General features: G+C 59.6%; 11 protein-coding genes and 1 riboswitch. Of the genes, 8 read left to right on the plus strand and 3 right to left on the minus strand.

Annotated features, from left to right (window positions below):
• Positions 1-8 precede the first annotated feature (8 nt).
• Complete coding sequence (locus J7412_RS10430) at positions 9-617, plus strand: inner membrane-spanning protein YciB (protein WP_209078589.1); 609 nt, start codon at positions 9-11, stop codon at positions 615-617.
• Positions 618-623: 6 nt separating this feature from the next.
• Here J7412_RS10430 and J7412_RS10435 read toward each other — a convergent pair whose 3' ends face one another.
• Complete coding sequence (locus tag J7412_RS10435; RefSeq protein ID WP_209078590.1) at positions 624-1,316, minus strand: glutathione S-transferase N-terminal domain-containing protein; 693 nt, start codon at positions 1,314-1,316, stop codon at positions 624-626.
• Between the two features lie 146 nt (positions 1,317-1,462).
• A riboswitch (SAM riboswitch) is annotated at positions 1,463-1,540 on the plus strand.
• Between the two features lie 67 nt (positions 1,541-1,607).
• On the opposite strand from J7412_RS10435, the gene metZ reads away from it, so the two are divergent.
• From metZ to J7412_RS10455, 4 genes are all read left to right on the plus strand, one after another.
• A complete protein-coding gene (metZ, locus tag J7412_RS10440; RefSeq protein WP_209078591.1) occupies positions 1,608-2,795 on the plus strand; it encodes an O-succinylhomoserine sulfhydrylase in 1,188 nt (395 codons plus the stop codon).
• Positions 2,796-2,973: 178 nt separating this feature from the next.
• The gene (gene folE2 / locus J7412_RS10445) at positions 2,974-4,074 is read left to right on the plus strand and encodes a GTP cyclohydrolase FolE2 (protein ID WP_209065201.1); all 1,101 of its coding nucleotides are present in this window, start codon (positions 2,974-2,976) and stop codon (positions 4,072-4,074) included.
• A 115-nt stretch (positions 4,075-4,189) separates the two neighbouring features.
• Positions 4,190-5,638: a TrkH family potassium uptake protein gene (locus tag J7412_RS10450; RefSeq protein ID WP_209078592.1), complete on the plus strand. Its 1,449-nt coding sequence runs from the start codon at positions 4,190-4,192 to the stop codon at positions 5,636-5,638.
• Entirely contained in the window at positions 5,638-7,278 is a 1,641-nt protein-coding gene (locus J7412_RS10455) for a 5-guanidino-2-oxopentanoate decarboxylase (protein ID WP_247743861.1), read from the plus strand. The genes J7412_RS10450 and J7412_RS10455 overlap by 1 nt, the downstream gene beginning before the upstream one ends.
• A gap of 69 nt (positions 7,279-7,347) precedes the next feature.
• Here J7412_RS10455 and J7412_RS10460 read toward each other — a convergent pair whose 3' ends face one another.
• Positions 7,348-9,129, minus strand: a complete 1,782-nt coding sequence (locus tag J7412_RS10460; RefSeq protein WP_209078593.1) for a serine protease — start codon at positions 9,127-9,129, stop codon at positions 7,348-7,350.
• Between the two features lie 152 nt (positions 9,130-9,281).
• Between J7412_RS10460 and J7412_RS10465 the strand changes: the two genes are divergently transcribed.
• Positions 9,282-10,211: a glycine--tRNA ligase subunit alpha gene (locus tag J7412_RS10465; RefSeq protein ID WP_209065198.1), complete on the plus strand. Its 930-nt coding sequence runs from the start codon at positions 9,282-9,284 to the stop codon at positions 10,209-10,211.
• 8 nt (positions 10,212-10,219) lie between these two features.
• Here J7412_RS10465 and J7412_RS10470 read toward each other — a convergent pair whose 3' ends face one another.
• A complete protein-coding gene (locus tag J7412_RS10470; protein WP_209078594.1) occupies positions 10,220-10,858 on the minus strand; it encodes a MarC family protein in 639 nt (212 codons plus the stop codon).
• A gap of 107 nt (positions 10,859-10,965) precedes the next feature.
• Between J7412_RS10470 and J7412_RS10475 the strand changes: the two genes are divergently transcribed.
• Positions 10,966-11,487, plus strand: coding sequence for a DUF6446 family protein (locus J7412_RS10475; RefSeq protein WP_209078595.1), 522 nt, complete (start codon positions 10,966-10,968; stop codon positions 11,485-11,487).
• 12 nt (positions 11,488-11,499) lie between these two features.
• Complete coding sequence (gene gltS, locus J7412_RS10480; protein ID WP_209078596.1) at positions 11,500-12,711, plus strand: sodium/glutamate symporter; 1,212 nt, start codon at positions 11,500-11,502, stop codon at positions 12,709-12,711.
• The last annotated feature ends 7 nt before the right edge of the window (positions 12,712-12,718 follow it).

Below are 12,718 nucleotides of genomic sequence, written 5' to 3' on the forward strand. Positions count from 1 at the left end.
AACGCGCGATGGCAGAGAAGAAGATCAATCCGGTTTTGAAGATGGTGCTGGAGATGGGCCCGATCGTGGCCTTCTTTGTGGCCTATCTGCGGATGCGCGATCAGACCTTTACCGTTGGCGGCACCAACTATGACGGCTTCATTCTGGCCACCGCCGGCTTTATCCCACTCCTGACCCTGACAACCGTGATCCTCTGGCGATTGACCGGCAAGATCAGCAAGATGCAAATCGCCACGCTTGTGCTGGTTGTGGTGTTTGGCGGCCTGTCGGTCTGGCTCAATGACGAGCGCTTCTTCAAGATCAAGCCAACCATGATCTACCTGTTGTTTGGCGGCATTCTTGGCTTTGGGCTGCTGCGCGGGCAGAGCTACCTGAAGGTGGTCATGGAGGAGATGATGCCGCTCAAAGAAGAAGGCTGGATGCTGCTGACCAAGCGGCTGACCTATTTCTTCTTTGGTCTTGCCGCACTCAACGAGATCATCTGGCGCACCCAAACCACCGACACATGGGTCTATTTCAAGACCTTCGGCCTGACGGCGGCGGTGTTTGTCTTCTTCATGACGCAGGGCAAGATCTTTCAGGACTACGCCATTGAAGAAGACACCAAAGAAACCTGATCCGGCTTAGGCCTCCGTCCCAAACAGGTCGGCCTGCACCCAGGTGTCAGAGCGGTCTGCGCGCAAATCTGCGTGCAGGGCGCGGCCCCGGCGCAGCGCAGGACGGTCCCACAGGGTTTTGAGCCATCGCGCCATATGGGGTTTGTCCTCAAGGGTTTGTTCCTGCCCTTCCCAGAGCGAGGCCCAGCTCCAGATCGCCATATCCGCAATCGAATAGAAATCTCCGGCGACATATTCATGCTCCGCCAGACGCCGGTCGAGGACGCCATAAAGCCGCGCCGCCTCGGAGCGGTAGCGATCCTTGGCATAGGCAATGTCCTCAGGCGCGTATTTGAGGAAGTGGTGGGTCTGTCCGGCCATGGGGCCAAGGCCGCCCATCTGCCACATCAGCCATTCTTCCACCGCGATCCGGTCGCGCTCGCTCTGTCCCATGAACTGGCCGGTTTTTCGGGCGAGATAGGTCAGGATCGCGCCGCTTTCAAACACGGAAACGGGTTTGCCATCCGGGCCGTCCGGGTCGACAATCGCGGGCATCCGGTTGTTGGGCGCGATGCTCAGGAAATCGGGCGCAAACTGATCGCCTTTGCCGATGTTGATCAGATGGGTCGCATAGGGCAGCCCCATCTCCTCCAGCGCGATGGAGATTTTCCAGCCGTTTGGCGTGGGCCAGTAGTAAAGATCAATCGGGTCAGATGACATGGGCGCTCCTCCTGAGATGTGCGCCATGATGCCGGTTTCGCGCGGTGCCGCAAGAGGGGGTGCTGAGACAGCCTTTTGAGGCGGCAGGGAGTAAAGCAAATGTGACCGCAGCGCTGCAGCCTTGACCTTTATAGAGCTGAGGCGTAAAGCGCGGGCGTGGCGATTTGTTACCGGATTGCGGGCCACGTAAAACATGCCGCTAAAGAGGTCAGGATGAAGGAGCCCCCTTCCGCTTGGCCGGAACGGGGCTTTTTATTTGGGCCAGCCAGAGACGGCCCGGGAGATGATGACATGAGCGATTGGAACAAACGCACGAAGCTTGTGCACGGCGGCACGCGGCGCAGCCAGTATAACGAGGTGAGCGAGGCGATCTTCCTCACCCAGGGGTTTGTCTACGAGACCGCAGAGCAGGCCGAGGCGCGCTTTATCGAAACCGGACCGGATGAGTTTATCTATGCGCGCTATGGCAACCCGACGGTTGCGATGTTTGAAGAGCGTATTGCCACGCTGGAAGGGGCAGAGGACGCCTTTGCCACCGCAAGCGGCATGGCGGCTGTCAGCGGCGCGCTGACCTCGATGCTGCAGGCCGGTGACCACGTGGTCTCCGCCAAGGCGCTGTTTGGCTCCTGCCTATATATTTTGGAAAACATCCTCACCCGCTACGGCGTTGAGGTGACCTTTGTGGATGGCACTGATCTCGCGGCTTGGAAGGCGGCGATGCGACCCAACACCAAAGCGGTGTTCTTTGAAAGCATGTCCAACCCGACGCTTGAGGTGATCAACGTCACCGCCGTAGCGCAGATCGCCCATGAGGTTGGCGCGTTGGTTGTGGTGGACAATGTGTTCTCCACACCTGTCTTCAGTCGCGCGATCGAGCAGGGTGCTGATGTGGTGATTTACTCCGCCACCAAACATATCGACGGTCAGGGCCGCGCTCTGGGCGGTGTGGTGCTTGGCACGAAAGACTTCATCCGCGGCACGCTTGAGCCCTACATGAAGCACACCGGCGGCAGCATGAGCCCGTTCAATGCCTGGGTCATGCTCAAGGGTCTGGAAACCATTGATCTGCGGGTGCGGGCACAGGCGGAAAGCGCGCTGGCCATTGCCGAAGCGCTGCAGGATCATCCGGCGCTGGCACGCACCATCTACCCGGGTCTGGCAAGCCACGCGCAGGCGGCTCTGGTGCAGAAGCAGCTGGATGGCAAAGGCGGCACTGTGCTGTCCATCGACCTTAAAGGCGGGCGCGAGGCGGCATTCAAATTCCTCAACGCGCTGGAAATTGCGGTGATCTCCAACAATCTCGGCGATGCAAAATCCATTGCCACCCATCCGGCCACCACAACGCACCAGCGTCTGTCGGATGCGCAGAAAGACGAGCTTGGCATCACGCCGGGTCTGGTGCGCTTCTCGGTTGGTCTGGAAGACACGCAGGACTTGATTGTTGATATTTCCCGCGCACTTGAAGCGGCCCAAAGCTGAGCCCATGTAATCGTAATGCAGGAGCGGCGCTTGTGGCAGACACTCGGGCGCCGCTCTTTTCTTTGGGGCGCGAAGTATGAACCAAGATGCCGTTTTACGCGTATTGGAATTCGAAATTAGCTATTTTTTCCCTGACGGACTAAGGTAGTCAGGGTCAGGACGCAAAGGGTGCTTGGTCATGAACATTCAGTCTCCCAAGAATGACGGGAAAGTGACGCTGGAAGAAGCCGAAGACGCGCTCGCGCGGCTGCGCTCATGGGCCCAGACCGCCTCGGTGACCGAAATCGCAGAGCTTGACCCTGCTATTTCCCGCCTGTTGCCCGATCAGCCTCTGGTCAATTACCCGTCGCTCTCACGCGAGTATCCGCATGATTTTGAAGCGACACCGGACTATCGCGCCACCCTGCCGGATCTGCAGAACGGCCCTTCCAGCCTGATCAAAGGTGAGAAGCAGCAGATCCAGCACGTCGGGATTTCCAATTTCCGTCTGCCGATCCGGTTTCACACCCGCGACAATGGCGACATCTCGCTGGAAACCAGCGTTACCGGCACGGTGAGCCTTGAGGCCGACAAAAAGGGCATCAACATGTCCCGGATCATGCGCTCGTTTTACAAACACGCCGAAAAAACCTTCAGCTTTTCCGTGATGGAGGCCGCGCTGGCGGATTACATCACCGATCTGGAGAGTTTTGACGCCCGCCTGCAGATGCGGTTTTCCTATCCGATGAAGATCGAGTCCCTGCGCTCGGGCCTTTCGGGGTATCAGTATTACGACATTGCGCTGGAGAAGGTGCAGAATGGTGGCACGATGCATAAGATCATGCATCTGGACTACGTCTATTCCTCAACCTGCCCCTGCTCTCTGGAGCTGAGCGAGCACGCACGCATGTCCCGTGGTCAGCTTGCCACCCCGCATTCGCAACGCTCCGTGGCGCGGATCTCTGTGGAAGTGGTGGATCAGCCCAAACTCTGGTTCGAGGATCTGATTGATCTGGCCCGCGCCGCGGTTCCGACAGAGACGCAGGTGATGGTGAAGCGCGAGGACGAACAGGCCTTTGCCGAGCTCAACGCCGCAAACCCAATCTTTGTGGAAGACGCCGCGCGCCTGTTCTGTGAGCAGCTGAAGGCCGATCCGCGCATCGGAGATTTCCGAGTGATCGCCAGCCATCAGGAAAGCCTGCACAGCCACGATGCGGTGTCGGTGCTGACGGACGGGCCGCTCTTTGCCGCTGAAAGCCTTGATCCCAAGCTGTTCACCACGTTGTTCCACGTGGGCTGACAAAACCACCTAGCTTGATCGCCGGCTTAAAAGGGCGGCGCATAGACCATTTCTGCAAAACGCAAACCGCTCTAGTTGCTTGACAGCGGCTTTGGCAAACGCCAACGCTGCGCCCATGCTAGACTTGCGACCTGTTGGATATGTCATCGGCCTGCTGGTGGCCATTTTGGGGGCGACCATGTTCGTGCCCATGGCGGTGGACCTGATTGACGGCACCCGCCATTGGGAAGCCTTTTTTGTCAGTGCTGTTGTGACCTGTCTGACGGGCGTGCTGGTGTCGCTGTCCTGTCACAACGGGCGCGGCAACGGGCTGACCCTGCAACAGACCTTCCTACTGACCACCGGTGTCTGGCTGGCCCTGCCGCTGTTTGGCGCGCTGCCTTTCATGTTTGGCGCAACAGAGGCGCGTGTGGTGGATGCGGTCTTTGAATCGATGAGCGGGCTGACCACGACCGGTGCCACCGTGTTTTCCGGCCTTGAAGAGCTGCCACGCGGCATGCTGCTGTGGCGCGGCTTGCTGCAATGGCTTGGTGGCATCGGCATCATTGTGGTCGCCATGGTCTTTCTGCCCGAGCTGCGGGTCGGCGGGATGCAGATCTTCCGCTCCGAAGGCTTTGACACCATGGGCAAGATCCTGCCCCGTGCCACAGCTATTTCGGGCCAGATCTCAACCATTTACGCGGGACTGACCTTTGCCTGCATGCTGGCCTACATCGTCATGGGCATGGCGCCCTTTGATGCTTTGGTGCACGCGCTGACCACGATTTCCACGGGTGGTTTTTCCACCTATGACGCGTCCTTTGGGGCGTTTTCCGGCCCGCTGGAATATGTCGCCACGCTGTTCATGATCCTCTCCGCCCTGCCGTTTGTGCGCTATGTGCAAATGGTCAACGGCAACACCACGCCGCTGTTCAAAGACAGTCAGGTGCGTCTCTTTCTGCTGACCATTGCCATTCTGGTGGCGATGTTCACGCTGATCCTGACCACCTTCTTCCCCCACAGCTGGGAACAGGCCTTCCGCGAGGCGCTCTTTAACATCACCTCGATCATCTCTGGCACCGGCTATGCCAGTGTCGATTACATGAACTGGGGCTCTTTCCTCGTCGCCATGTTCTTCTTTATCGGGCTGATCGGCGGCTGCGCGGGCTCCACCGCCTGTTCGGTGAAGATCTTCCGCTATCAGCTGCTCTTCTCTGCGATCCGTGTTCAGCTGCGCCGCATTCAGCACCCCTCCGGTGTCTTCATCCTGCGCTATCAGGGCCGCAAGGTGGATGAAGAGGCGCTGAACTCGGTGATGACCTTCTTTGTCTTCTTCACCGTGAGCCTTGGCGCGCTGGCTGTGCTCCTGAGCATGACCGGGCTTGATTTTGTCACCTCGCTCTCCGGCGCGGCCTCCGCGATCGCCAATATCGGGCCGGGGCTTGGCGACATCATCGGCCCTGCGGGCAATTTCTCATCTCTCAATGACACGGCCAAATGGCTTCTGTCGGCTGGTATGTTGCTGGGCCGGCTGGAGCTGCTGGCGGTGTTTGTTCTCTTTACAGTTCAATTCTGGAGGGCCTGATGGCAACGACTGGGCAGGAGATGCGCCCCTTGGGAGCGCAGATTTCGCACATGTTGAAAGCGCGTGGCGTGGATGTGATTTTTGGCATCCCCGGCGTGCACAATGTGGAGATGTACCGCGGCATTGAGGAGGCGGGCATCACCCATGTGCTGGCGCGCCATGAGCAGGGCGCGGGCTTTATGGCTGACGGCTATGCCCGTGCGAGCGGCAAGCCGGGGGTGGCCTATGTGATCACCGGTCCGGGGCTTTGCAATATTCTGACCCCCCTAGGGCAGGCCTATTCCGACAGCGTGTCGGTGCTGACTCTGTCCAGCTGTCTGGACGAACACGTCGGCCATCGCGGGCAGCTTCACCAGATGCGCGATCAGCGCGGGGCAGCTGCCACCGTGTGTGACTGGTCTGAAGAGGCGCGCACAGCCCGCGCCGCCTATGATCTGATCGACCGTGCCTTTGTGGAGTTTGAGGGCAAACGGCAGCGCCCCAAACACATTCAGGTGCCCATTGGTCTTCTTGGCAGCATGGCGGTTGAGGCGAGCGTGCATGCCCCCGGTGCCGCCAGCGCAGTGTCCAGCATTTCTGGCGTGCCAAATCTGGCAGGTTTGGAGGATAAGCTCGCAGCTGCACGAAAACCGCTCTTTGTCTTTGGCGGCGGATTGGTGGCGCACGGGCAGCATGCGCGCAACGCCACGGTGGATGCCGCCGTGCGCGAGCTGCTGCGACGCAGCGGAGCAGCGGCGTTCATGACCTACGCGGGCTGTGGCCTGCTGTCTGCGGATGAGCCTCTGAGCTTTGGCACCTATCTCGGTCGCGGCGAAAGCGAGCGCATCATTGGTGGTGCGGATCTGGTGATCGCCATTGGAACGGAACTATCTGAATGTGACCTGTGGCGCGATACATTGGGCCATCAGGGCAGTTTGGTGCGCGTTGATATCGACCCAGAAGTCTTGGCCGACCGCCACCGCGCTGACATCACCTTCCAATGTGACGGCAAACAATTTGTCGAGGCCTTGTTGAGCACTCTCCCGGAGGCAACCGCAACGCCCAAATGGGATGTCGCAGAGATCGCCAAAACCAAGGCCCGCTTCCGCGCTGAAACGGATGCGGAGCGTCCCGGAATTGCAGAGATCTGCGATGCGCTTGGCGATGTGATGCCGGATGAGGCGATGATCTATTCGGATATGACACAGTTTGCCTATGTCGCCAAAGAGGTTTGGGACATGCCTTGCTCTGGGTATTGGCATCACCCCACCGGCTTTGGGACGCTGGGTTATGCTCTGCCTGCCTCCATTGGTGGCGCAATGGCGCGTCCTGGCAAACCCACGGTCTGCATCGCGGGTGACTATGGCTTTCAGTACACCGTGCAGGAACTTGGCGCCGCCGTGGAGATGAAGCTGCCGATCCCGATCCTTCTGTGGGACAACCACAAGCTCAAAGAGATCGAAGACAGTATGGTCGAAAGCCAGATCGCCCCGAATGCGGTGATCGCGCACAATCCGAATTTCTGTCAGCTCGCGGAAAGCTATGGCTGTCTGGCGCAGGAACCCGCTTCGCTCAAAGAGCTCCAGCAGGCTCTGACCAAGGCGTTTGAAGCAGATCGTCCAACCCTGATCCGCATGACATCCGCATTGTCCGCCCGCTAAGAGGAGCGAATTTAAACAAAAAAGGCGGCTCCATTTGGGGCCGCCTTTTGCATGTGAGGGGGAGAGGTCTTACCAGCAGCTGACCAGCACGGTCATGTCGCTGGCGCGTTTGCTGAGATCCTCAGGCGCGAGGCTTTGGGCGCTGCTTGCCAGACCCGCGCTGATGCCTTCTTGGGCCAGCAAGGCGCGCAGCGCGTCAGAGTTGACGGCAAAGTTCACGTCGCTTGGCAGCTGCTGGGCGCTCTGGGCATCCCGTGGCAGCAGCATGCCAAAAACCGCGCCGCCTGCGTCAAACACCGGGCCGCCCCAGTCGCCGGGCTCGATCTCAAGCGCCAGCCGTGCCAGCTCGCGCTCACCGCGCAGGCCTTTCACGTCCGCCAGTTTGCCAAAGGTCACGGTGGGGGCTCCCAGCGCGCCTTCAAAGGAGTAGCCGGCCACGGCCACATCCGATTGGATGCGCGGCGCGCCGTCGCGCAATGCGGCCACATCAATCGGCGCGAGCGGGCTTACGGGGGCGAGAATGGCAACGCCAAGCGCCTCATCCAGCACGGCGACCTTGGCGTCGTAATCTTCCTCGATGGTGATCTTGGAACAGCTCTGCACCGCCTCCGCAGTGGTCAGCACATGGCCGTTGCGGTCAATAAAGAAGCCGGAGCGCGATTGCTTGGGTTTGCGGATCTGAAGCCCCGCCAGCAGATCAATGTCCTGCGCCGCGCTGTCGCCCGCTGCCGGATCCAGAGTGCCGCCAAGACGGGTGAAGCTTGCGCGCATCTCGCCAAGAATACGTTTGCGGCGCTCTTCATCGCCATTGGGCCAGACCAGCGTGAAGCCTTTGACTTCGCCATCCTCCAGCGACACCTCTGTGTGGCTGATCACCTGACCGTTCTGACCGGTCAGCACGAAGCTGCTTTTCTTGCGCTCACGCGGGCCGTTCAGCGGCACAATTTCGAGCGTCTGCATGATGTCATAGAGGCCAAACAGCGTGTTCTGATCGCCTGCCTGACTGATCAGTAGCACCTTCGCAGGGCCATTTGCCGCCTCATATTGCACAAACGGGTATTCAGCACCTGTCTTGGACACGGCGCCCAGCGGCACCAGCATCTCAATACCCGCGTCCAGATCGCGCACCACCTGAAGGTCCATACCTTCCAGCACCGCGTAATATTGCTGGCGCAGCGTGTCGCGCTGACGCGTGGTCAGAACGCCGGTTGCGTCAAAGCCGTTGTCGGCCTGCCAATTCGCCATGGAGGCGCGGGTCCCGCGGCCAAAGGCCCCGTCAATTGCGGAATTGTAGTAACCGGCCCACTGCAGCCATTCCTGAAGGCGCATCTTTTCCGCGCGGGTCAGCTGGGCTTCGCTGGCGCGGGCTTGGCCCACGGTTTCATCCGGCAACTGCTGCACCACTGGCTGTGTTGGCTCAGGAGCGGCCTCAACCGGTTGCTCGGTGATCTCTACGCTGGCGCTCTGCTCAGGCTGCGCGCCCGGCGTGATGCTCTCCGGATTGGTCAGCAGATTGGCCCCCACAGGCCAGAACTGGCTGCGATAGTCGCGGGACAGGGCGATGTAGCTGTCAATCGGGATCAACCCTTCAGAGCGGTACACCCGCAGCACGTTCTCGGCGTCTTCCCGGCGGTATGGCCCCAGTGCCACCGCATACCAGCCGCCGCCAAGCGAGAATCCGTTTACGTCATCCATCCGTTGGGCATAGCCGCGAATATTGGCGCTGGCTTCGGTGAGGCTTGGGCGGGCTTCCAGCTGGACCCAGACGATGTCATCTTGAGAAGACTGTGCGAAGAGGGCGGAAACGCTGAAAATGAGCGCCGCAAACAGCGACAAAACAGTGCGCAACATAGTGGTCGTAGTCCCTAAAACTCGTGACGTTGGTAGTTCTCGGCCTGTTTAACAGGTTCTTGCACTCATGCACCTCTATTTTACGCCATGCTGCAATTGACCCCGCGAAGGGTTGCGCATAAGCAAGACCCGCGTTTGTAAGGGGCATAAAAATGGCACATAGCGACAGCAAACCTCGCAGCTTTCAGGAGATCATTCTGCGGCTTCAGAATTACTGGGCCGAAAAAGGCTGTGCCATCATGCAACCCTATGACATGGAAGTGGGCGCAGGCACGTTCCACCCGGCCACCACCTTGCGCTCTCTGGGCAGCAAAGCCTGGGCCGCAGCCTATGTGCAGCCCTCGCGCCGTCCGACCGACGGGCGCTATGGGGAGAACCCAAACCGCCTGCAGCACTACTACCAGTATCAGGTGCTGATCAAACCGAGCCCGCCCAACCTGCAGGAGCTTTACCTCGGCAGCCTTGAGGCCATCGGCATCGATATGGAGATGCACGACATCCGCTTTGTTGAGGATGACTGGGAAAGCCCGACCCTCGGCGCATGGGGCCTCGGCTGGGAAGTCTGGTGTGACGGGATGGAAGTCAGCCAGTTCACCTATTTCCAGCAGGTCGGAGGGCACGATTGCCATCCTGTGTCCGGTGAGCTGACCTATGGTCTGGAGCGTCTGGCCATGTATGTTTTGGGCGTCGATCATGTGATGGATATGCCTTTCAACAGCCCAGATGCGCCTATTGCGTTGAAGTATGGCGATGTTTTCAAGCAGACCGAGCAGGAATACAGCCGCTGGAACTTTGACGTGGCCAACACCGACGTGCTGCTCAAACAGTTTGAAGAGGCTGAGGCCGAGTGCGAGAAGATCCTCGCGCAGGAGCATATGGATCCCAAAACCGGCAAGCGCATCATCATGGCGCATCCGGCTTATGACCAGTGCATCAAGGCTTCCCACCTGTTCAATTTGCTGGACGCGCGCGGGGTGATTTCGGTCACCGAGCGTCAGGCCTATATCGGCCGCGTGCGCGCGCTGGCCAAGCAATGCGCGGATGCGTTTGTGCAGACAGAGGCAGGTGGCTACGCGGCGTGAGGCTTATGCTAGGCAAAGCCCGGCAACAGCACCTTCACGCCGTCCGCGACCATTTCAATCGCGATGGCGATCAAAATCAGCCCCATGAGGCGCGTCATGATGGTGCGCGCCGTGGCGCTCAGATGCTTGCCGATATTGCCTGCAAACAGGAACACCACCGCCAACAGCCCGACCACCAGCGCAACGCAGGCCGCATAGATCACCCAGCCGGTCGCGCCTTTGGCCTGATGGGCATAGAGAATCAGCGTGGTCATCGTGCCGGGGCCAACCAGCATGGGGAAGGTCATCGGATAAAACGCGATGCTCTCCACCGGCGCCTTGGCCACGGCGGCTTGCTCATGTTCGGTGCCGTGATGCGCGCTGCTGTTGTTGCCGTTCAGCATGTGAAAGCCGATCTGCAACAGCACCAGCCCACCCGCGACGCGAAACGCGTCCACCGAAATGCCAAAGAAATCGAGGATGGCGGAGCCCGCCACGGCCACAATCGCGCAGGCAATGCTGGTGTAGACCACCACCTGAAGCGCGGTTTTGCGCTGTGCGGGGGGCGCAAGCTCCTCCGTCAGGCTCAGGAAAATCGGCAGATTAACAAACGGGTTCATGACCGCAAAAAGGGCCCCGAACATGGCCACGGCAAAGCTATCGGGCATCTCAATCTCTTGGTAGGTTCAAATCAACTCAATCACTTGGCTTTGAATGTGCGCCGCGCAGCGGTTTCGCGCAACACAAGCCTGACGGAAATTCAGGGGGCAACCGCATGACGGGCAAATTGCTGGGAGGTGTGATCGTGCTGACAGCTTTGGTGGGCGGGATCGCCATGTATTGGCTGCAAATCTATGGCTACTACGACGAGGTGCGCGTGTCTGACCTCAAAGATGATGTGCAGCTCACCCTGCTGGTCAGCGAACAGCCGGAGCCCATTCTCTATGAGGACTTCAAGGCGATCGACAGCGAAAGCTCCCCGATCCGCTATCGCGCCTGTTTCACCACCACCATGAGCGCACCGCTGCTGACAGAAACCTACATGCTGTTGGAGAAGGCAGAGCCGCGCAATGCGCCGGGTTGGTTTGACTGTTTTGACGCCAAAGAGATCGGCGCGGCGCTGGAAAGTGGTGAGGCGCTCGCGTTTTTGGGTGAAAAAGAGGTGCAATACGGTATTGACCGCATCGTTGCCATTCTGCCCGATGGGCGTGGATTTGCCTGGAACGAAATCAACGCCTGTGGCGAAATCGCCTTTGACGGAAAACCTTTGCCGGATCACTGCCCGCCAAAACAGTAGGAGCACAGCCAAGTGCCTGAGATATTTGTCTTCCCCGAATTCATCACCTCGACACTTGGCTTTGCAGTTTACCTGCTGGGTGCGCGCCTGACGCGCGAAGCGGCCTTGCTGCGTGAATTCAACATTCCAGAGCCTGTCACCGGCGGGCTGATCGGCTCGACCTGCTTTGCGATTTATGCCGCGCTGTCAGGGCAATCGCTGCATTTTGAGGTCGCCGCGCGGGACTATCTTCTGGTGCTGTTCTTTGCGGGCATCGGCCTCAATGCGCGCCTGTCTGATCTTTTGGTGGGCGGGCGGGTGTTGCTTTTGCTGATGGTGCTGACGCTCGGCACGATCCTCATTCAGAATGTCGTCGGAATCGCAGGCGCGCAGCTCTTTGGTCTGCCCGCGCAGACCGGCGTGCTTTTTGGCTCGGCTTCGCTGATTGGCGGGCATGGCACGGCGATTGCCTGGTCGCCCAATGTGGCCGAAGTCACCGGCTTTGCCAGCGCCCCGGAACTGGGCGTGGCCATGGCTACCCTCGGGCTGATTGCCGCCTCACTGATTGGTGGCCCTGTCGCAAAATATCTGATCTCGCGCCACAATCTCTCGCCCAGCCGCCCAGATGATGGCGACGTGGTCGGCGTGGCTTATGAGGATGAGCGCGACGGTCTGGAAATCACCCATGTGAGCCTGATGCGGGTGATGCTGGCGCTGCATCTGGCGATTATTCTGGGTTACGCCATGCATGGCGTGCTGCAACAGCTGGGTCTGATGCTGCCATTGTTTGTGCCCTGTTTGATCAGCGGCATCATTCTGGCCAACCTGCGGCCCATTCTGGCACCCAAGATCCCTTCCGTTGCGCGCACGCCCAGCTTGGCCATTGTCTCTGAATTTGCGCTTGGCACCTTTCTGGCGATCTCGCTGATGACCATGGATTTCTCCACCCTGAGCGAGGCGGGCTGGGCGATCGTGGTCACCCTTGTGGTGCAGACCGTGGCCACCATCGCGCTGGTGATTGTGATCCTGTTCTATGCCCTTGGGCGCAACTACACGGCGGCGGTACTGGCCGCAGGCTTTGCCGGCTTCTCACTGGGCGCAACCCCCACCGCCATCGCCAATATGACCGCCGTGACCAAGAGATATGGCCCGGCCCCCATCGCTTTTGTCGTTTTGCCCTTGGTTTCGGCGTTTTTCGTCGATATTGCCAACGCGGTAGTTATTCAGACCATCGTGAACTTCTAAGGATCCG

Origin of the sequence: Shimia sp. R9_3 (genome assembly GCF_017743755.1) — a bacterium.
In the GTDB taxonomy this organism is placed as follows: Bacteria; Pseudomonadota; Alphaproteobacteria; order Rhodobacterales; family Rhodobacteraceae; genus Shimia.

Coding starts and splice junctions, on each gene's coding strand:
- J7412_RS10430 (WP_209078589.1), top strand. CDS start 9: ATGGCAGAGAAGAAGATCAATCCGGTTTTGAAGATGGTGCTGGAGATG.
- J7412_RS10435 (WP_209078590.1), bottom strand. CDS start 1,316: ATGTCATCTGACCCGATTGATCTTTACTACTGGCCCACGCCAAACGGC.
- metZ (WP_209078591.1), top strand. CDS start 1,608: ATGAGCGATTGGAACAAACGCACGAAGCTTGTGCACGGCGGCACGCGG.
- folE2 (WP_209065201.1), top strand. CDS start 2,974: ATGAACATTCAGTCTCCCAAGAATGACGGGAAAGTGACGCTGGAAGAA.
- J7412_RS10450 (WP_209078592.1), top strand. CDS start 4,190: ATGCTAGACTTGCGACCTGTTGGATATGTCATCGGCCTGCTGGTGGCC.
- J7412_RS10455 (WP_247743861.1), top strand. CDS start 5,638: ATGGCAACGACTGGGCAGGAGATGCGCCCCTTGGGAGCGCAGATTTCG.
- J7412_RS10460 (WP_209078593.1), bottom strand. CDS start 9,129: ATGTTGCGCACTGTTTTGTCGCTGTTTGCGGCGCTCATTTTCAGCGTT.
- J7412_RS10465 (WP_209065198.1), top strand. CDS start 9,282: ATGGCACATAGCGACAGCAAACCTCGCAGCTTTCAGGAGATCATTCTG.
- J7412_RS10470 (WP_209078594.1), bottom strand. CDS start 10,858: ATGCCCGATAGCTTTGCCGTGGCCATGTTCGGGGCCCTTTTTGCGGTC.
- J7412_RS10475 (WP_209078595.1), top strand. CDS start 10,966: ATGACGGGCAAATTGCTGGGAGGTGTGATCGTGCTGACAGCTTTGGTG.